Below are 20,154 nucleotides of genomic sequence, written 5' to 3'. Positions count from 1 at the left end.
TAACAAAATGAAAAAATATATTTTAATAGCGGCCTTGGGTACTACTGTTTGCTTAAGTGCTTGTAAAAAAGAATTTCTGCAACAAAATAATCCCAATGCCGTAACGGTAGATAATTATTTTAAAACAGAGAATGATGTATTGCTTGCCGTTAATGGTGCTTACCAGGCCCTAAGAAGCAGCAATACCATGGGCGAGAATAGTGGTTTGTTTACTGATGAACGCTCTGATGATACCGGAAGAAACGATAACCAAAGTAATGCTGGCGAGCCTTTTCAGTTTAATGATTTTTCGCTGTTGCCAAGTAATTCCTACTTAAAAACACATTGGCTGGCCTTGTATAATTCAATTGCCAGAACCAACGTTATTTTATCCAACATTGATAAAGTTTCATTTGCCAATCCGGCCACCAAAACCAATTATATAGCAGAAGCCAAATTTGTAAGGGCCATCATGTATTTTGAATTGGTGCGCAAGTGGGGGCCTGTTCCATTGGTGACCAAACAATTGGTAACCACCGAAGAAGTAACCGCAGCTACTTTCAGGGTGCCGGAAGCAGATGTATATAATCAGATCGTAGCAGATTTAAAAGATGGCTTAAGTAGCACCCTGCCCAACTTTCAGCCAACCGCTGGAATTGGGAGGGCCTCAAAAGCAGCCATTAATGCCTATCTAGGTAAAGTTTACCTCACCATGGCTGCTACGCTTGCAAACAACAAAGCTGAAAATCTCGGCAATGCCAATACCTATCTTTTGGCCGCTTACAACATGAAAACCTTCGGAAACTTATCCGAAATTCCATATGCCGATGTGTTTGATGTAAACAAAAAGACAACTTGTAAAGAGCTGATTTTCCAGATTGCCAATAAACAGGGTGATGTAAATTATAGTTCTAGCATCGCCGCAAATAACCAGGCCAAAGGCGAAACCATCAACTCGCTGAAGGTATCAACCGGTATTGGTGGCAACGTAACATTAGATTTGATTAATGAATATGAAACTTCAGACCTTAGAAAAGATTTCTCTGTAAAATATGCCAATGATCCTATTGTGAAAGATTGGTTCATCACCAAATTCCGTGATGCAAGTTCACTGGCAACAGCAAACGGCTATGGTGGCAATGACTGGATCTTGATGCGCTATGCAGATGTGATTTTGATGTTGGCTGAAGTGAACATGTTACAAGGAAATGATGCCGTAGCCATCCAGTACCTGGATATGGTGAGAATCCGAGCCGGAATGCCAACTTATGCGGTTTCGAGAACCAATGCTGCTTATGCAACAGCTTTCCCAACACTGAAACTGGCCCTTCTTCATGAGCGCAGGGTAGAATTTGCTTTTGAACACCAGCGCTGGTTTGATCTAATCAGAAATTTTACAGCCACCGAATTGGCCACCTATTTAAAGGCTAAGCCGCAATCTTCTTTCGGAATTGCCAAGCTGGCGAACGTAACCACTAAAGATAGATTCTTCCCGATTCCTTTCGATGAAGTAAAGCTAGATCCAGCTAAAATGTACCAGAATCCAGGTTATTAGTCGTTTACCGATCCTTTTGTTTAATTGAATGGTGGCTGAAGAAACAGCCACCATTTTATCAATCTCCATAAATTTAGAAAAGATGAATGATAAAACCTGTTTGAAGCAAGGAAGCTGTTACCTGTTTTTATTAGGCGTATTGATGCTATCTTCCTTAATGGCCTCAGCACAACACCCTGAAAAAAGGCTTGCTGCGCTATTCCGTAAAGGCAATAAAGAAATTCTGGTTGCCGCACACCGTGGCGATTGGCGAAATGCACCTGAAAATTCGATGCAGGCACTTTTAAACAGCATAGAAAAAGGCTTCGACATCATGGAGCTCGATGTTAAAATGACGAAGGATAGCCAAATGGTGATTATGCATGATCAAACCATCGATCGAAGTACGAATGGGAAAGGAAAAGTAAGTGATTATTCCCTCACCGAAATTCAACAGTTTAGATTAAAAAATGGTTTGGGCAGAACGACTCCGCATCATATCCCAACGTTGAAAGAAATGATGCTGGCTGCAAAAGGTAAAATTATCATCAATGTTGATAAAGGTAATGATCACCTGAAGGAAGTATTCCAGATTCTTCAGGAAACGGAAACCCTCAATCAAACCATTGTAAATGTAGGGGATAACCTAACCTTTGAGTATTTGAAAAGCCATGAAGTAATTCCGGCAGAAGCATACCTGATGGTGGTCGTAAATATGAAAGGTACAGATGCCCTCCCGATTATTAAAAGTTACCAGCCTAATAAGAAAAGCATTATTCAGCCCATTTTTGATACCGATACCTTGAAAAACCTTAATATGCTGCCTGAAATTGCCAAACAACAGGTGCTTTGGTTAAATAGCTTATGGCCTTCATTAAATGGAGGGCATGATGATGACCTAGCCGTGGAAGAAAATAAAAAGAAGGAAAGCTGGGGCTGGCTCGTTGAAAAGAAGCCTGCCATTTTGCAAAGTGATCGCCCGGCTGAGTTGATTCTTTATTTAAAAAAGGCTGGCTTACATTTTTAATATGCTCCTTCTGGCTTTAATGGTTAATAAGGGTTTCATTTGCTGATGATCATTTTGCCAGAACAATAAATGAGCAAAAATAATATGGCCGGATCTAATGATGCTCAGGAACGGGTAACAAGCTTTAAAGCCATAAAACATGAACTTAAAAAAGAACCTGGCATTATGCGCCATCCTGTTGAGCAATTTTTGTTTAACTGGTTTTTCGCAACAGATGGCAAAGTCGCTGCCAAAATCAAAACATGGTTTCATCGTTATTGCACACCGTGGTAGCCACCTCAATAAGCCTGAAAATACTATAGCTGCTATTGAGGAAGCTATTCTACTGGGTGCAGATTATGTTGAGTTGGATCTTCGAACTACCCGCGACGGGCAATTGGTACTTTTGCACAACGACCACGTAGATCAGGTAAGTGATGGAAAGGGTTTGATAAAAGATCTTGATATTGAAGCAGTAAAAAAACTTACGCTAAAAGGGGTAGATGGTAGCCTGCACCAGATAGCCAGCTTTGCTGATGCATTAAAAACCTGCAAAGGTAGGATCAATATTTACCTTGATTTTAAAGCTGCAGATGTAGATCTGGCTTACAAGGAAATTGAAAAAGCAGGGATGACAGATCAGGTATTGGTTTATATCAATGAGCTGCAACAATACTATTCATGGAAAAAAGTTGCACCGAAAATGCCCTTAATGTCTAGTTTAGATAAAGCCATAAGAACAAAGCAAGCATTATTAGCCGCTTTGGACAAAATGCCCCTGGATGTTGTAGATAACATTCCGGCCGAAAATCTTTTACCGGTGATCAGATCTTTAGGAATTAGTGTCTTTCTGGATGTTCAAAAGAAAAATGAAACGCCTGATGATTGGATGAATGCGATGAAAAAAGCCATCCAGGGTATGCAGACCGATCATCCAGAAGCATTAATTGAATACCTGAAAGTTAACCGACTTAGGTAGCAAGACAGTGAATCAATTAAGTGATGGCATTATTTTTTAAAATATGCCATCACTTAATTTTGATGATATAGATAAAATCTATGTTCTTTTGAAAATAGATAGTTTTCTTTATTTCATTTTCTTTATCTGGTTGTCGTTACGGAAACCCGTAAAATTAGCTTGATGTGCTGTGTTACATTTGAATCTTAACAAATCAATACGCAGTAAATCAACTAATATGGAATATAAAGTTATACCCTTTACCGCTACCATAGATCATAAAAAGCAGACTACTGTAGCAGTAGCAGAACAATTGGAGCAAACTATCAACTACTATCTTAACGAAGGCTGGATATACATCAGGCTGGAGAGTGTTTCTACTTATGTGCAACCGGATCCCGGATGCTTTGGATTTGGTGCAAAACCAGGTTATCTTGCCTCATATCAGATGGTTGTATTTGGGAAAAATCTATAATGAGATTTCTGCTGCTATTCTTAATTAAAATATACTGGATGCTCAAGGCTAAAAACCGAGAGCCCCGGTGTATTTTTAGAATAAGCTGTTCCCGGCATGTTTATCAAATGGCTAAAACAGAGGGGTTATTCAAAGGACTAAAGGCATTTGCTTATCGATATCAAAATTGCAGGGGTGGTTATCAGGTAATCATAAATCCGGTTACCGATCAAAATTATATGATTTTGCCAAATGGTGATCAATTACAACAACATGAAATAGCCAAAAAATTTTCAGCCCCATATACTAAATAAAACAGAGTTTTAGAGGTAAGCTATTCAAATGGGCTTTGCTTAAAACTAAATAAATGAATAAAACTTCTAAATTGGAAGATGTACGGTAAATACTGAGCCTTGATCCCTTTGACTTTCCAATAAGATTTTACCCCCATGTCTGGTGATAATATTATGCGCTAAAAATAATCCGATTCCAAAGCCGCTATAATATTTTTCATTCTGACCCTCCACCCTAAAAAAGCGTTCAAAAATTTTAGTTTGGTCTTTTTCTTCAATACCTATCCCGTAATCTTTTATCGCAATTAATACTCCGCTTTCTGTTGTTGTTTTTACAGAAATATCAACCCTATTACTTTTTGGTGAATACTTAATTGCATTTGCAATCAGGTTAATCAATACCTGGCTAATTCTATCCCGGTCTGCGTTAACAAATACCTCCACCTTGGTTTCTAAATGGAAGAAGTAATGTTGGTGACTTAAACGAAAATCTTCTACCACTTCTTTTACCAGGGCATCAATTGCAAAATGCTCTACTTTTAAGTCCATCCTTCCGGCATCAATCCGGCTCAGGTCAAGCATATCTCCAATAAGTCCGGTTAATTGCAAAAGAAGTACATCGATACGGGTTAATGATGAACTTAGTTTTTGTAGCGATGGTGATAATGTTTCTCTGGACAGTAATCTTAAGGCCAATTGTACGTGTCCTTTAATGGAGGTAACAGGTGTTTTAAGTTCATGACTGAGCATGCTTACGAAGTCACTTTTGCGTTGCTCTTCCTCTTTTATCGTTTGAATATCAGTGGTAGATCCAACCCACATCATTACTTTTCCTTCTTCATCTAAAATGGGCGATGAGATATTTAAATGCCAGATATAGTTACCATTGGTGTCTTTAAAGCGCATTTCTGCAACATGTGGAGTGCCATTAGCTGCTGCTACTTCCAGCCCTTTTTTAAAGGGGGCAATCTCATCCGGATGCATGATCTGGTAATAGCCAAAATCACGAAGATTCTCAAAACTCATTCCTGTAAAATCCAGCCATTGCTGATTAGAGAAAGTAACCATGCCGTTTGGTAAAGCATTAGAAATCTTGGCGGGCACAAGGTCGGCAAGCTTTCTAAAATATTGCTCGCTTTTTTCAATCGACTTGCGTGCATGAACTTGTTCTGTCACATCTGTCGCAACGATCAATATATCAGATACGGCTCCATCCTGTCCAACTACAGGTTGATAAACTACATTAAAAAAGATTTCTTTTAATTCTCCTCCATGGTTTAACATGGCGCTGATTTCATTGGCGTAAAAAGGTACGCCGGTCATAAATACATTATCCAGTATACCTAGAAAAGGCTGACCACTTAATTCCGGTAATGCCTGGGCAAGCGGTAATCCTATAATTTCAGGGCTTTTACCCCAAACTTCCAATATCTTCTGGTTAGCGGTTTCAACAATCAACTCCCTGGCATGTAAAACTCCAATGGCCACAGGTGCCTCCTCAATAAAAAACTTAAATCGAGCCTCACTGGCTGCCAGTTTATTGTTCGCAATAGAAAGCGACTTATTTACCTGGGTCAGTTCGGCAGTGTATTTTTCGAGTAATCGTTTAGAAAGTATCCTTTCTGTAATTTCAAAAGACATCACTAAAACACCGTTTCTATTACCATCAGCATCCGCAAGGGGTTGGTAGGTGTAGTCTACATAGGTTTCTCTGATGGAACCATCGGGCATGGTAAAAATCACGGGGCTTTCTTTTACATCGATCACTTCACCTGTTTCCATTACTTTTCGGAGCTGACTGGCAAAAGGTTGATCTGCGAGGTCAGGTAATATATCCAGAAACTTTTTACCTAAAACCACTTCTTTGGTTTTGTTCCAGTATTTCAGGTTGCTTTCATTAATCATCTCTACAACCAGGTCATAACCACGAATCACCACAACGGAAGCAGGTAACATATTTAGGATTTGTTCCAGATTTCTGTTGGCCTCCCTAAGCTTTTCCTGAGAAGCTTGAAGTTCTTCATTTGCCGCGTTGAGCTCTTCATTTGTGGTTTCGGCTGCTTCGTTTAGCATGGCAAGTTCGGCAGATAGTCTGTATTTCTCCTGTTCCTGCAATTTGCGGTGTGTTACATCACGGGTAGTTCCGGATATGGCTACAACAACGCCATTTGCATCAAATACAGGTGAAAGGATATAATCATATGTCCTTTTTCCCAGTACGGCATGTGGAAAATCTACCTCCCCGCGAATGGCTTTTCCTGTGGCAATAATTTCATCTATCTCACGCTCATGCATCTCGGCGTGCCAGGGCTCGTATCCATTTTCGAGCAGGGTTTTACCGACTGAATCCTCCAGCCCCTTTCCCCACATTTCAAGCAATGCCTTATTAACATAATTAAAGCGATAATCTAATCCGAATACATAAATGAGGTCTGGTGTATTGGATGTTACGGTTTCATACAACCGCTGTTGCTGTTCAGCCTGGTCTTTTGCCCGCTGAAGTTCAATTTCTGTTTCTTTGCGGATGGTAATATCTTTGGCTGTTCCAAACCATTCTAAAATATTTCCCTCATCATTTAAGATGGGCACAGCTCTTGAAATTGTCCAGCCTGTGCTACCATCCGAACGTAAAACACGGTGCTCCAGCTCAAACATTGATTTGGTAATAAGTGCTTTTTCTATTGCGGCATTTACCATTTGCATATCAGATGGATGAACGTTGTGTTCTCTCCAGCCAGTGATAGGTGCGGATGTGCTTTTTAAAAATCCGCGGCCATCCAGTTCGTACATCACTTCCCAGTCTGGACTCATGCGGTAAACTACATCGGATGTTGCGGCTAAAAGGGCTGCGAAACGGTCCTGATTCGCTGCGATATCGCTCATATATTAAGTGGTAATAATTTTCTAAAATAAACTCAAATTAAGCAAATATCATAAATCCATATTGCTTCCTAAATACTTCTTAATATAATTTAAAAAGCATAAACACTCAGTAAAAGGAAGATACGTTTTTACAACACCTAATACAGATTAAGTGTTGCAGTATGGTAAAATAATTTAAGGAATTTCCTCCAACTGCCATAAATTGAAGATTTGATCTGTTTAAATACGCCGCCTTATAAAGGCTAAAAAAGAAAACGGGAATCATCCCTAAGGACGACTCCCGTTTAATCTAAATTAACGCTCTCAGGTATAAGACGGTAATTTTAAAAGATTATTGTATGGACTGAAAATTATTTTAAAAATAAGATATTGATACTAACTTAACCACGTCAGAAATCAGGATATTTCTTTTGTGGTATCGCTATAAGGCAACTTAGTGTATTATATTTAAATGCGGAGAATAACCTTGATAATCTCCGCATCATTTGCGGTGAATAGGTAATTTTGTACTAAAAAAGAAAACGGGAATCATCCCGAAGGACAACTCCCGTTTAATCTAAATTAACGCTCTCAGTATATAGACGGTAATTTTGAATCAATATTGTATTACAGTAAAAATATTTTTATTTTTCTTTAAACATATCCTGATAAGGCCAATCATTTGACTTTATAAAATGAATAAATTTAAATAATAAATTCTTTATGCAACATTATTCAACATCCTGCGACTACAAGATAGAAACCTGCTAAAACGCCGACTAACTAAACGCTCATTGCCACAAAAAGATAACATATCAGATCAGGAATTGATTTCCCTTTGCCTTCAGGGTAAAGATTTGGGCTATACCGGATTGTACAACCGTTATGCCCGTGGGATTTTTAACTCCATTAGCAGACTGATTACACATAGCGCAGAGGCAGAAGACATTTTACAGGAAACCTTTTTTACTGCTTTTAATGATCAGAAGCGGCTAAAGGAAATTAATAATTTTGAAGCTTGGGTAAGGAGAATGGCCATTAACAAATCTATTTCTTACATCAGGCGAAAGAAACTGTTGTTTTCAGATCTTGGCGATCATGAATTCAGGGCGGAAGCTGAATACGACATCAGAGATGATGAAATTTTTGAAAGCCGGGTAGAAGATGTCCGCCGTTGTATTAACGAACTATCAGATGGATACAGAACAATATTAAACTTGTATCTTTTTGAAAAAATGTCGCAGGATGAAATTGCGCTGATGTTAGGAGTTGCCTCATCAACGGTTAGAACGCAATATCACCGCGCAAAAAAGAAAATTTTAAGTTCACTTAAGGATAAAGCATATTATGAATGATCCGATAAAAGATTTTGTGGAAAAGCACCGGGGAGATTTCGATCATTTGGATGCCCCCCAACTAGACCTTGCCGGTTTAAAAGCAAGATTAGCCCAGGCAAATGATCAAAAACGACATAGGCTTTTAATCGTAAAATCTACCTGGTGGATGGCTGCTGCCGCTATATTATTGGTTTGTGCCGTTGGTTTTTGGTTCTTTAGATTGGCAAATCAAACCGTAAATCCTGAACAGCATTTTGCTGGCACTCAAGATACCCTGCATCAGCAAAGACCTCAAAAAACGAAAGCTCAGTCCACGCCTGATCAAAACCCTGCAGCAGTGAAATATGTGTCTGCACCGATTAAAAAGCCTAGGCATAGAAAAACAGTTAGGTCTGCTGATCAGCTGAATCAACTGCTTAAGCAACTAAATGACAGCACTTCATCAAGCTCCCGACTAGCGGCAATTTTAACTATTAAAAAAAAGGAATTGATTAGTTATGATATGCTTAACCGCCTGTCTGGTACCATCCAAAAAGATGGCAATAGCAATGTGCGTTTAGCGGCCTTAAGTGTGCTGGAAAAGTATAAGGAAGATGCCTATGTTTCTAACTTATTGGTATCCAGTTTTAATCATCAAGATGATCCCATGGTACAATTGGTGTTGGTTAACTTGCTGGGTAAAATGCCCAATGTTCAGATTGATGAAAAGCTTTATGCGCTGGTGAATGATCCATCTACCTTAGAAGCCGTAAAAGACGAAGCCTATCATATCCTCCTTAAAGAAAATAAACTTTAATAAATATAAAAAAATATAAATATGAAATATCAACTAATCTTATTATTCACGCTGTTAACCATTGGCCTGTCGGCTTCGGCACAAAAACAATACAAGGTTGCCAAGAGCAGCGGTAAAATTAACCTCAATATCAGTGGTGTTATTGTAGAGGGTTATAATGGCAATGAAATTATTTTTTCGATTCCTAAAAATGAAGACGAGGAAACAGATGAGCGGGCGAAAGGGCTGACTGTAATTAATAGTTCTGGTTTTAAAGATAACAGTGGCCTTGGTCTGGATGTAACCGTTAAGGGAGATGAGATTAATGTAAACCCGGTAAGTATTAGCAACCAGACTATGGTGACCATTAAATTACCTCAAGACATCAAACTCTCTTTTACCAACAACAGCAATATGTACCAGGATTCCGTAGTGCTAAAAAATCTGAAAGCTGAAATTAACGTAGCCGTGACTGGTAATGATATTGTATTATTAAATAATGTTGGTCCGATGAATATCCGTACCCTGCACGGATCAGTTGATGCCACCTTCCCTGCTGAACCTAAAGGTCCAATCTCTATTGTCTCGCTAAACGGACATATAGATGTTGCTATTCCAAAGACAGTAAAGGCAAATTTGGATGTTGTTACCAGGTCTGGAAAAGTATATGCGGCCGAAGGGTTAAAAATTGTGCTGAATCAGGTAGCTTCAGAAAGAACAAGTACTGGAACACTTGCTGTTACAAAAACAGGAACCAACCCGCTATTGGCACGGTCTTTAACTGGAAATGTACAAGTTAAAGTTACCACTAATGAAAATAATTATTCATATACAACGGGTAATACTATAAGTGCAGACGGAGAAGTGCTTAATGGAAAAATAAATGGTGGAGGAATTGATTTGATTCTGAAATCAACCCACAACAATATTTACATCAGAGAAAAATAGCTGCTCGTACTGTGTTTTTAATTATGATATTTACAAACAAGGGGTTTTTTCACAGAAAAAGCCCCTTGTTTGATTCGGGAGGCGACATACGGCTGAAATTTAGATTTCGGAAGAATTTAAAAGCATGTTAGCCAACTTAACCGGGTGCTTAGCTTTACATTACTACTGTAGCTTCCAACTCAACTTTTAACGTTTCGAAAAGACTTTTAACTTCCAACACGGTTGTAGCTTGTTTAATCCCATGTTTAATTACCCAATCCTGTAGCAGGTGAAAACTTTCAAAGAATGCTGCAATATCAGTATGGTAAACATTCAAGCGCACAATGTTTTTGCATTCGTAGCCTGATGTTATAATGAGTTGCTCAAGGTTTTGTATGGCTTGGGTTAATTGGGTTTCCATATCCGCGTCACTTGATAGGCCATCAGCATTAATGGCTGTTTGGCCAGCACAATAAAGTGTACCGTTTACCTGCTTTACTTCCACTGCCTGAACATAATTTCTCTGGTCTTGCCATTTCCAGGGGTTGATGGTTTTGATTTCCATATCAATTTGTGTTTTGATGCAGCAACCATTGCTACGCCACAAAATTGAAGAATGATGGTACAAATGCTGTTGCGTTACATCACCATTTTGAAGTGATGTTTGTCACACTATCCGGCCAGTCGGCTTAATGTTTCTCTGGAAACACCAAGATAAGCAGCCAGCAAAGATTTCGGCACCCGTTGAAATAATGATGGATACTGTTTAAGCAATTGCTCGTAACGTGCCTTTGCATTGGAAGTAAGCAAAGATAAAATGCGGCGTTGTGCCGCAATATTGCCAAAATGGGCCTTTTCCAGAAAAAACAATGCGATCTTTTGCGACTGTGAACAGATCGTTTTATAATCGGCAAGTGAAATATAGAGCACTTCAGTATCTTCAATGCATTCCAGGGAAAAGCTTGCAGGCTGTTGCGTAAGAAAGGCATTAAAATCACTCTCCCACCAATCTTCCATAGCGAAAGAAATGATGTGGCTTTTCCCGCTTTCTTCCTGATAAACAAGTTTGGTAAGGCCAGAGATGATGAAATAAGAATATTTAACCATTTCACCTTCCTGAATGATGAATTGGTGCCTTTTGTATTTCCTGCTTTTGAAATGGAACTGTACAAAATCAAATTCTTCATCCGTTAAAGTGATTTGTTTTTCGATATGTTTGCGCAGGATTTCGTACATGAAAAGCTAAAATTCTAATTCGTCTAAGTTAAGAATTTTTGAAGTATAGAAATCTAAGAATACCAGGCCAGGTAGCCAATTAATTCTTCTTTCTTTAATGTAATGATGTTTAAAGCCAAAATTTAAACGTGAAGTTTTGGCTTTGGCTTTCGCCATTCCCAGGGCGCGATAGGGTGTTCATCGTGCCACAAACCTATCCTGTTTTTTCTTGCCGTTATTTCGAGTTGTGCATAACCTGCATCAGTAGAATATTTTTTATAATGCCAGGCCATTCCCTTTCTAATCATTTCCTGATTAAGCACTTGTTTTTTCTGATTAATGATTACTGCAATGAGCCGTTTATACCGGTCATACTTTTGCCCGTATACCATCACATTTTGTCCGAAGCATAAATCAGACAAGGCTTGCTTCGCAAGATTGCCAAAAGGTTGCGAACGTCTTTTTTCGGGACAATCAATATGTGCCAAACGGATTTTTATTTGCGTATTTTTGTAGAGCACTTCCATTGTATCACCATCCATGATGCGGATCACCTTTGCAAGGAAAGTCTGGTTTTTGAGGTTTAAATCTAGTATTTCTGTTCTTTTGAAAACAGGCTGAAGGAATAGTAATAAAATTATTGTGGTTATTTTTCCCATTTACATAAGGTTTTACCCTGATCTCTTGCTTTATCTAAAGAGATTGAAATTAATTTATGACTGCAATTACTCAAGCCACGACAGTTAGCGCTGAGGTGATATTTTTTGCCACTCCCGCTGTTGCAAAGGTAAACAGTTGCAGGTACTTTGCAAGTGGCTACAATTGAAAATAGAAGGCATAAGCAAAACGTTTTCATGGGATGATGTTTTACAAAAAGGATTTAAAATGTGGGGTTGCCATTTCTGTGGAACCATCAGGGCAACCACCACATTTTTCTGAGCACTAATTTTTAAGGTATGATTCTTTGAGTGATTTTCTGGCTCAAAATTAACATAGAGATAAAGGTCTTTTATAAGGGAAACCGTAAAGCAATAATTTTTTTAAAATTTCAGCTTTATGATATAATCTCATTTTTATTTAAAGAGTTAATGTCGGATAGAAATGATATGAAAACTATTTATTAAATCTGTTTTGGAGGATTAAAAATCCTCAGGAATATCGATCGGGATTATAAATCCCGACCAACGGACAAACAGTTAGTTTATTTTTGGAGGCCGAATTTGGCCGCCTTCCCCACCAGTACCATCATCAGGAGATTGATCTCCTGAATCCTCACTTGTAGTGTTGGTTGCGTTTATATTAGTTGTCGCACCATTTGTAGATGATGTGGTTGAAGGATTTACGAATCCTAATAGCATGGCAATAAATAGAGGAATAAACATTGTTTGAGAAATTAGAAATGAAATACTGTTAATCTTTCCAAACCGATCGAAAAGACACAATAAGTGAATTTAAATAAAAATCCCGGTTCATTAAAGATGCGCTATAAGTTCAAGGTATTAAAAAATATTATTTCAATAGCCTAACTATAGGTTTTGCATTTTTTGTGTGGCAGCCACATCAATATTTGGAACACGCATTTTTGCCAGATTTTCTGCCAATGTTGCTGCATCATACCTCTTAGTTAGGTTTGCAAAATCATTTAATGTGGTAGATAATATTCTTAACGTTAGTAAATACCATTTATTTAAATTTCTTATTTTTTGACTGTTGTTTTCATTGTGATAAACAAGGTTAATCTTTTCATTATAACTAAATTGAGCCTGATCTAAGAAAGATAGCTTTTCTGTTATTTGCGATAAAGCATCATCAGTTAAATTTATACCCTTAACCGCCAATACGCAATCGTTCTGAACCAGGTAATCCAATCCATCAAAAGATATAAATGTGGGTTTAATCCTGTTTAAGATATATTTTGGCGTTGATACAGTATGTGATACATTGCGATTTTTATAAAGAGAATGACCAGCTGAAATCATATTTTTAATCAGTTCATTCCCATTTACATGGTCGTAAACTTCAAATGTGGCATTGGTATGAGTTGCAGGTATATTTTGAGCAGAAGTGCTTGCAGTCAAAATCATTGATGCAATAGTTAAACAAATGCTTATTGAAATAAAAGAAATTTTTTTCATGATTAATTTATCTTACTCAAAGATAGAAGAATGATGATGGGGTAAGAATTTCTTGTATACCTAGTTTTATAGTTTTGTTCTTTTATGTGATATTCACAATGATAAAAATCAATTTTTATTTTTTTTCTCCACTTTTACTGTATATAGAGCTTATTAATATGAGTTTAGAGTGTAAGTTTTTATTTACCTCATGTTTCGAATTTTAAAGGTTTGTTTCATATATTACATTTCAACCTACTATTTGACAACGCTAAGATTTTTGATTGGTAAATGACGCTTAGCAAGGTGCAAATGAATATATTTACCCTACAAAACAAAGGCATTTTTTGTCTGATCAGATTTAACTATATGAGTGACGATTTTTTTAGCTACCTGTTTAAAAAACGGAATAGCCATAACCATATGCCATCTAATGAAGTCATTGCACATTGGGCTGCCAAAATTGTCGACTTATTGTATCCTGAACACAGTATAACCAGGTTTGAAAATGAAACCGATTTAGTGACTTATACTCAAGGATTAAAATCAGAACTATTTAGCATCGCATCAGCTGGCCATGCAGAAAATCCTGGGGGCATTAATTTAATAGCAGATCTTTTCTTTGCACAGCTCCCGGCGCTTTATCAAATACTGAATACGGATATCTCTGCCATTTATAAAGGCGATCCTGCAGCGGTTAGCGAATTTGAGGTGATTAGAACATATCCGGGATTTTATGCCATTTGCTTTTATCGCATTGCACATGCTTTGCATACACTTGGTCTCAGGCTCATCCCAAGAATTCTGACTGAACACGCACATTCAAAAACCGGAATTGATATTCATCCTGCTGCAGAAATTGGTGAATACTTTTATATTGATCATGGAACCGGTATCGTAATTGGTGAAACCACAATAATTGGTGAACATGTAAAGTTATATCAAGGTGTAACGTTGGGAGCCATGAGTGTAAAAAAAGTATTGGCTGGTAGTAGAAGGCACCCAACGGTAGAAGATCGGGTGGTTATTTATTCAGGAGCAACCATTTTAGGTGGAGATACCATCATTGGGCATGATAGCGTGATTGGTGGAAATGTATGGCTAACAGAAAGTGTAAACCCCTATTCATTGGTTTATCATTCGCCAACCATCACCATTAGAAACATAAAGGAAAAGAATTAAGTAGTATGTCAGGAATTGTAGATTTAATCGGAAATACGCCAATGGTTGCACTGAGTAAGCTCAGCCCAAATCCAAAGGTGAAAATTTATGCTAAACTAGAAGGGAATAATCCAGGTGGAAGTGTAAAAGACAGGGCATCTCTAAATATGATCCGCAGTGCGATAGAAAGGGGTGAGATTAAACCAGGAACAAAATTGGTGGAAGCCACCAGCGGAAATACTGGTATTGCACTTGCCATGATTGCTAAGCTTTATGATTTGGACATTGAACTGGTAATGCCAGAAAACTCTACCCGTGAACGAAAAGTAACCATGGAAGCATTTGGCGCACAGGTTACATTGCTCGAAAGTATAGAAGCTTGTCGGGATTATGCTGAAGAAAAAGGGGAGTCAAATGGCTATTTTCTTCTGAATCAATTTGCCAACCCTGATAATTATATGGCACACTATAAAACTACCGCACCTGAAATGTGGAAGGATACAGACGGCAAGATTACACATTTTATCAGCTCAATGGGTACAACAGGCACCATTATGGGCTGTTCCAGATACCTTAAAGAACAAAATCCATTGGTTCAAATTGTGGGCTGCCAGCCAACAGAAGGCTCCTCAATTCCTGGAATCCGCCGTTGGCCAAAAGAATATTTGCCAAAGATTTTTGAACCGGAACGAGTAGATCGGGTAATGGATATTAGTCAGGAAGAAGCGGTTGAAATGTCGAGACGATTAGCTAAAGAAGAGGGGATTTTTGCCGGAATGAGTTCTGGTGGTGCCTGTGCAGCTGCCATTCGTTTAGCTTCCGAATTAGAATCTGGTTTATTGGTTTTTATTACCTGTGATCGGGGCGACCGATACCTTAGCAGTGATTTATTTGGTTAATAACTTCAAAATATATGCTCGGGTAATAGAAAAGCATTTTATTTTTCAATTCTTTTCCGGGTTAAATATTTTCTGAATGGAATATCATAAAACACCATGGTAAGATAAGCCAATCCGAATAACACTAAAATGCCCATTACAATAATAAATACCAATTCAGTTCCTTGCGGCTTGTAAGCGTTATAATAGTTGCTGAACATCCAAATGGCGGCGTAATGTGTCATATATAAGGGATAAGAGATTTTGCCCAGGAAGATGCAAAGTTTTTTAATGCTTTCATGAATACTCGTGCCAGCCCCCAATGCAATTAACACCGGGAAGTAAATAAGCACCACTAAAAGTTCGGCTAGCCAATTATATTGGAAAAATGGCATTACCAAGGTTAAACTTAAGAGGATAGAAAGACCTATAAAACCCAGTTTGTTTTTGATGATCCATTTAAAGCGGAAGATCAAGAGACCAGCTAAAAACGAGTATAAAATTCTTGCACCTCCATCCCAGAAGTTTGATCCAGCCCAGCCGCCCATGAGCGATCCGCTGTTATAAGCTACGGTTCCAAGAGCCAAAGCACCCAGAATAGCCAGCACAAGAAGGTACTTTTTACTCAATCTATATAAGATAAAGGCATAAAATATATTGGCTACATATTCCCAAAATAATGACCATGATGGGGCATTCAAACCAAACAAATTAAAGGCCCTTTCTTCTATAATCGGAAAAGGAATTAATAATGCTGAACTTAAAAAAAGCAGTATGATTTTCCCAAAGCTAAAAATACCTGGGTGGCCGCCAAAAGGATCACATAAAAAGGCAATTAAGCCCAGGATAGATCCAAACAATACTAATGGGTGAAGCCTGATGATTCGCGATTTGAAAAATTGCACAATGCCTATTTTCTCCATTCGATCATCATAAGCATATCCAATTACAAAACCCGAAAGGCAGAAAAAGAAATCGACAGCAAGAAAGCCGTGGCCAATGATGTTCCTGGTGTAATCGGTATACACCATTTCCATAAAGTGATAGGTTACAACACCAAATGCGGCTATTCCCCTCAAGCCATCTAGCACAGTAAAATGTTGTTTGGTTTGGAGCGGTTGCGGCATTAAAACATTCATGTTCAGCTATTGATGATGATTAAACTTATCTGGCTTAACCACAAGAATAACCATTTATTCAAGCTTTTCAAACAAGAATGATCAAAAGCTTCCTATGTAAGGTTAAATAAGAGGCTGTGTCATGACTTTAAAATTGTCATCCTGAACCCCGTAGAAGGATTTGTTAAAAAGGTTTTAAACGGTGTTTAACAAGCTTAACATGACAAATTTAACATCAATTAATAATGGTGATACAGCCTCTTATTCTAATTTGTTTTAAATGGAAAGAGCTCCCAGCTGTTGCAATACGCTTAATTCATCAACTAAAGACCAATGCTCTACTATTTTTTCATTGGTAAATTTGAGGATATAAACGACATCATATTTAACTTTAATGCCTGTAGCGGGTACATTCATAAAAAGATCTTTGTGTGTGCCTTCCAATTTGAAATGGCAAGTTACTTTATCTCCATCGCCTAGAATGTGATTGAAGCTAATTTTCAAATCCGGGAAGGCAAGGTTATAAATCTGACTAATATCACGATACCCATCAGCGCCTGTTCTTTGCCCCGGAAATGGATTTTGAATGGTTACGCCACTATCAACAAACTGATCAATGGCATCGATATTTTTCTGATTAAATAATTCATCAAAAAACACCTTACAAATTGCTTTATTTTTTTCTACCTGACTATCCATATTTATGCTTTAATGAAACTTTTATTTTACAACAGGATAGTTTTGTTGTTGTTTCCAGAAATTAAAAATCCTTTTAAAAGTGATATTTGATCAGTATAGATTGAACTTTAATTTTGCTATGCTCTTAAGGCCTAAAAGCATTCTACTTCCCAATACCGCTCCCAGTTCTGGCCTTTATCTAATTTAATGATGCCTTCTTTATGGGCAAGTTCCTGGTTATGCGTTACGCTATCTGCTACACCACACCAGGGTTCTAAGCAAACAAATGGTGCATCAGTTGCTGCCCAGATGCCAAAAAACGGGAAATCATCAAAATGGAAATGTAAGCCATAATCATTCTGAGTATTTAATAAACTAATGCAGTTACTTTGCATCGTTTTAAACACTAAAGCATCATTATAAAAAAGCTCATGCTTTAAATTTAGTTTATGCCCGTTCAGATGAATATTACCTGTTTCCTTCGCAATTAAACCATTGTCTAGCTTCCAGTAAGTTAGCTTTTTATCTGCATTAAAGGCCAGGTAATAATCAGTATAATCAGTTTTTGGAGTATACGGAACCGCAAAAGCAGGGTGTGCACCTATAGAAAAAAGGAGTTCGCCCTCGCCGGTATTAATTACTTCATACGTGAGGTTTAGTTTTCTATCGATGAGCTGATATTTCAATCTGAGTTCAAAATGAAAAGGATAAACCTTTAAACTCTCTTCAGATTCGGTTAAGGTAAAAACAGCTTCGGTATCACTTATTTTCTGGTAATTAAAAACCTGATCTCTTGCAAAGCCATGACGGGGCAAATGATAAGTTTCATTTTGATAAGTAAAGCTGTCGTTCTTTAAAGCGCCAACAATGGGGAATAAAACCGGACTATGCTTTCCCCAGTATTTGTCGTCTCCATTCCAAAGGTAGTCTAACTTAGTTTCTTTACTAAATAAGCGTTGAAGTTCTGCCCCTTTAGCCGCTAAGCTTACTTTTATATATTCGTTTTCAAGAGTTATCATGGTGTGCTAAAAGTAACAAATATGATGCTTTAAAAAATATCTTTTTTACTAAATTTGAGCAATTCATGGTAGTCGCATCCTTTGCATTCCATCATTAATGATGACGATTCATTTTAAGTCTGTTCTATCACAATCACATCAGGAACCTCTAGCCCGAATTGGGTTATCAAATTAAGAAATAATTATGGCTGTAGATTTATCAAAGTTATCAAACTCAAAAGTTAAAGCCGCAATTACAGCCCTGCAAAATGCTGATTTAAAGGGTTGGTTTGCATTGTTTAGTGAAAGCGTAGCCTTTTATGATGATGGGAACCAGGTACAGTTTAATAATTTCTTTAAGAAAGCTTTTGGCCATGAGCGTTTCATTAGCATTGATGCGGTAGAAGATAACGGGCTTTCTGTATATGGCGATTTTCATTCTGATCAATGGGGAGATTTCAAAACGGTTTTCAAATTTCAAATCGATAAAAGCGGAAAGATCAGCAGGCTGGATATCGGACAAGCTTATGAGTCTGGAGTCTAAAGTCCTTAGTCGAGAGTCTTGATTTACGACTAAGGACTCCATACTAAAGACTAACTTTTCTCTTCCCAGATGCAGGCAATATTAATAATGGTTTGCACGGCTTTTTCCATATCCTGTACACTTACCCATTCTTGTTTACTATGAAAGGCATGCTCACCGGCAAATATATTTGGGCATGGTAGTCCCATAAAGGATAATCGTGAACCATCTGTGCCACCGCGAATACTTTGTTTTTTAGCGGTAATGCCTGCGCGCTCAATGGCTTCAATTCCATATTGAACAATTTGTGGATGCTGATCCAAAATTTGCTTCATATTTCTGTATTGTGCCTTAATATCTAAACTGAAAGTAGCGTTTGGATATCTGGAGATTACGTTTTTAACTGTATTTTCCAGCAATTGCCCATGTGCTGTTAATTTTTCGTCGGTAAAATCTCTGATAATAAAATGTGCTTCAGCTTGTTCTACCTGGCCAGAGATGCTTACGGGATGAATGAAACCTTCTTTTTGGTGTGTGGTTTCAGGAGTTAGGTTATCTTTTGGTAAAGCCGAAATTACTTCAGTAAGAATTTTTATAGCACTCTCCATTTTGCCTTTTGCAAAACCAGGATGTGTACTCACGCCATGAATTACCAATGTGGCACCATCGGCAGAAAAGGTTTCATCTTCGATCGAACCCAACGTTTCACCATCTATAGTGTATCCAAAATCTGCTCCCAATTTCTTCACATCCAGTTGATCAACACCTCGGCCTATTTCTTCATCAGGAGTAAAGAGGATTTTAATTTTTCCGTGTTTTACCTCGGGGTGCTGGATCAAAAAGTTTGCGGCTTCCATAATTTCAGCAATTCCTGCCTTGTTATCTGCACCTAATAAAGTTGTGCCGCTGGCCGTAATGATATCATGACCAATCTGGTGCTTTAAGTCTCTATGTTCAGACATTTTTAGCACAATATTTGGATCATCAGGCAGAATCAAATCTTCTCCTTGATAATTGTCATGAATAATCGGTTTTACATTATTACCACTACAATCTGGAGAGGTATCCATATGAGAACAGAAAAAAATTACTGGAATCTTTTTATCTGTATTGGATGGAATTGTACCATATACATATCCATTATTATCCATTTCTGCATCAGAAATGCCCATTTCTATTAATTCCTCAACCAATAATGTACCTAAATTCTTTTGTTTTAAAGTGGAAGGACAAGTGGTAGAATCGGGATCGGATTGGGTATCTATTGCTGCATATCGGATAAATCTTTGTGTTAAAGACTGACCTAAATTAATGTACTTGCTCATAATTCAAAGGTAAAAGTTA

Annotated in this window: 21 protein-coding genes; 11 read left to right on the top strand and 10 right to left on the bottom strand. The window is 37.8% G+C overall.

What is annotated here, in order from left to right; all coding sequences use genetic code 11:
• Nucleotides 1-7: 7 nt before the first annotated feature.
• From AN34_RS00640 to yidD, 5 genes are all read left to right on the top strand, one after another.
• Nucleotides 8-1,534 (top strand): RagB/SusD family nutrient uptake outer membrane protein, encoded by a 1,527-nt coding sequence (locus AN34_RS00640; RefSeq protein WP_029281229.1) that lies wholly within the window; start codon nt 8-10, stop codon nt 1,532-1,534.
• A 28-nt stretch (nt 1,535-1,562) separates the two neighbouring features.
• A complete protein-coding gene (locus tag AN34_RS00635; protein ID WP_051666108.1) occupies nt 1,563-2,540 on the top strand; it encodes a glycerophosphodiester phosphodiesterase family protein in 978 nt (325 codons plus the stop codon).
• 139 nt (nt 2,541-2,679) lie between these two features.
• A complete protein-coding gene (locus AN34_RS00630) occupies nt 2,680-3,498 on the top strand; it encodes a glycerophosphodiester phosphodiesterase family protein (protein WP_051666106.1) in 819 nt (272 codons plus the stop codon).
• A 217-nt stretch (nt 3,499-3,715) separates the two neighbouring features.
• On the top strand, nt 3,716-3,952 hold the full coding sequence (locus AN34_RS00625) for a hypothetical protein (protein ID WP_029281223.1): 237 nt from the start codon (nt 3,716-3,718) through the stop codon (nt 3,950-3,952).
• The gene (gene yidD, locus AN34_RS21355; RefSeq protein WP_082468284.1) at nt 3,880-4,245 is read left to right on the top strand and encodes a membrane protein insertion efficiency factor YidD; all 366 of its coding nucleotides are present in this window, start codon (nt 3,880-3,882) and stop codon (nt 4,243-4,245) included. The genes AN34_RS00625 and yidD overlap by 73 nt, the downstream gene beginning before the upstream one ends.
• Nucleotides 4,246-4,311: 66 nt before the next feature.
• On the opposite strand, the gene AN34_RS00615 is transcribed toward yidD, so the two are convergent.
• Nucleotides 4,312-7,107, bottom strand: coding sequence for a PAS domain-containing protein (locus tag AN34_RS00615; RefSeq protein ID WP_051666102.1), 2,796 nt, complete (start codon nt 7,105-7,107; stop codon nt 4,312-4,314).
• A gap of 773 nt (nt 7,108-7,880) precedes the next feature.
• Between AN34_RS00615 and AN34_RS00610 the strand changes: the two genes are divergently transcribed.
• Genes AN34_RS00610 through AN34_RS00600 form a run of 3 tightly spaced genes read left to right on the top strand, consistent with a single transcriptional unit; the run spans nt 7,881 to nt 10,146 of the window.
• Entirely contained in the window at nt 7,881-8,441 is a 561-nt protein-coding gene (locus AN34_RS00610; RefSeq protein WP_051666100.1) for an RNA polymerase sigma factor, read from the top strand.
• Nucleotides 8,434-9,219 (top strand): hypothetical protein, encoded by a 786-nt coding sequence (locus tag AN34_RS00605; RefSeq protein WP_029281214.1) that lies wholly within the window; start codon nt 8,434-8,436, stop codon nt 9,217-9,219. The genes AN34_RS00610 and AN34_RS00605 overlap by 8 nt, the downstream gene beginning before the upstream one ends.
• A 21-nt stretch (nt 9,220-9,240) precedes the next feature.
• On the top strand, nt 9,241-10,146 hold the full coding sequence (locus tag AN34_RS00600; RefSeq protein WP_029281212.1) for a hypothetical protein: 906 nt from the start codon (nt 9,241-9,243) through the stop codon (nt 10,144-10,146).
• 154 nt (nt 10,147-10,300) lie between these two features.
• Here AN34_RS00600 and AN34_RS00595 read toward each other — a convergent pair whose 3' ends face one another.
• The 5 genes from AN34_RS00595 to AN34_RS00570 all read right to left on the bottom strand — a co-directional run bounded on the left by AN34_RS00595 (nt 10,301) and on the right by AN34_RS00570 (nt 13,424).
• Nucleotides 10,301-10,690 carry a RidA family protein gene (locus tag AN34_RS00595; protein ID WP_029281210.1) on the bottom strand — a complete coding sequence of 130 codons (390 nt, stop codon included), beginning with the start codon at nt 10,688-10,690 and terminating at the stop codon, nt 10,301-10,303.
• Nucleotides 10,691-10,797: 107 nt separating this feature from the next.
• Nucleotides 10,798-11,361: a Crp/Fnr family transcriptional regulator gene (locus AN34_RS00590; RefSeq protein ID WP_029281208.1), complete on the bottom strand. Its 564-nt coding sequence runs from the start codon at nt 11,359-11,361 to the stop codon at nt 10,798-10,800.
• 122 nt (nt 11,362-11,483) lie between these two features.
• Nucleotides 11,484-11,999 (bottom strand): thermonuclease family protein, encoded by a 516-nt coding sequence (locus tag AN34_RS00585; protein WP_231625463.1) that lies wholly within the window; start codon nt 11,997-11,999, stop codon nt 11,484-11,486.
• A gap of 537 nt (nt 12,000-12,536) precedes the next feature.
• The gene (locus tag AN34_RS00575) at nt 12,537-12,722 is read right to left on the bottom strand and encodes a hypothetical protein (protein WP_036676298.1); all 186 of its coding nucleotides are present in this window, start codon (nt 12,720-12,722) and stop codon (nt 12,537-12,539) included.
• A gap of 144 nt (nt 12,723-12,866) precedes the next feature.
• Nucleotides 12,867-13,424: a hypothetical protein gene (locus AN34_RS00570; protein ID WP_157263141.1), complete on the bottom strand. Its 558-nt coding sequence runs from the start codon at nt 13,422-13,424 to the stop codon at nt 12,867-12,869.
• 399 nt (nt 13,425-13,823) lie between these two features.
• Here AN34_RS00570 and AN34_RS00565 point away from each other — a divergent pair, with 399 nt between their 5' ends.
• Entirely contained in the window at nt 13,824-14,636 is an 813-nt protein-coding gene (locus AN34_RS00565; protein ID WP_029281201.1) for a serine O-acetyltransferase, read from the top strand.
• 5 nt (nt 14,637-14,641) lie between these two features.
• Nucleotides 14,642-15,514: a cysteine synthase CysM gene (cysM, locus tag AN34_RS00560; RefSeq protein WP_029281199.1), complete on the top strand. Its 873-nt coding sequence runs from the start codon at nt 14,642-14,644 to the stop codon at nt 15,512-15,514.
• A gap of 38 nt (nt 15,515-15,552) precedes the next feature.
• On the opposite strand, the gene AN34_RS00555 is transcribed toward cysM, so the two are convergent.
• From AN34_RS00555 to AN34_RS00545, 3 genes are all read right to left on the bottom strand, one after another.
• A complete protein-coding gene (locus tag AN34_RS00555) occupies nt 15,553-16,632 on the bottom strand; it encodes an acyltransferase (protein ID WP_029281197.1) in 1,080 nt (359 codons plus the stop codon).
• 255 nt (nt 16,633-16,887) lie between these two features.
• Nucleotides 16,888-17,310: an ester cyclase gene (locus AN34_RS00550; RefSeq protein WP_051666096.1), complete on the bottom strand. Its 423-nt coding sequence runs from the start codon at nt 17,308-17,310 to the stop codon at nt 16,888-16,890.
• 131 nt (nt 17,311-17,441) lie between these two features.
• Nucleotides 17,442-18,308 (bottom strand): aldose 1-epimerase family protein, encoded by an 867-nt coding sequence (locus AN34_RS00545; RefSeq protein ID WP_029281193.1) that lies wholly within the window; start codon nt 18,306-18,308, stop codon nt 17,442-17,444.
• A gap of 184 nt (nt 18,309-18,492) precedes the next feature.
• Here AN34_RS00545 and AN34_RS00540 point away from each other — a divergent pair, with 184 nt between their 5' ends.
• Nucleotides 18,493-18,831, top strand: coding sequence for a hypothetical protein (locus AN34_RS00540; protein WP_029281191.1), 339 nt, complete (start codon nt 18,493-18,495; stop codon nt 18,829-18,831).
• Nucleotides 18,832-18,881: 50 nt separating this feature from the next.
• On the opposite strand, the gene pepT is transcribed toward AN34_RS00540, so the two are convergent.
• A complete protein-coding gene (pepT, locus tag AN34_RS00535; protein WP_029281189.1) occupies nt 18,882-20,135 on the bottom strand; it encodes a peptidase T in 1,254 nt (417 codons plus the stop codon).
• Between the last annotated feature and the right edge of the window lie 19 nt (nt 20,136-20,154).

Origin of the sequence: Pedobacter sp. R20-19, assembly GCF_000708265.2 — a bacterium.
In the GTDB taxonomy this organism is placed as follows: domain Bacteria; phylum Bacteroidota; class Bacteroidia; order Sphingobacteriales; family Sphingobacteriaceae; genus Pedobacter.
This window is presented reverse-complemented; position numbering and strand designations above follow the sequence as displayed.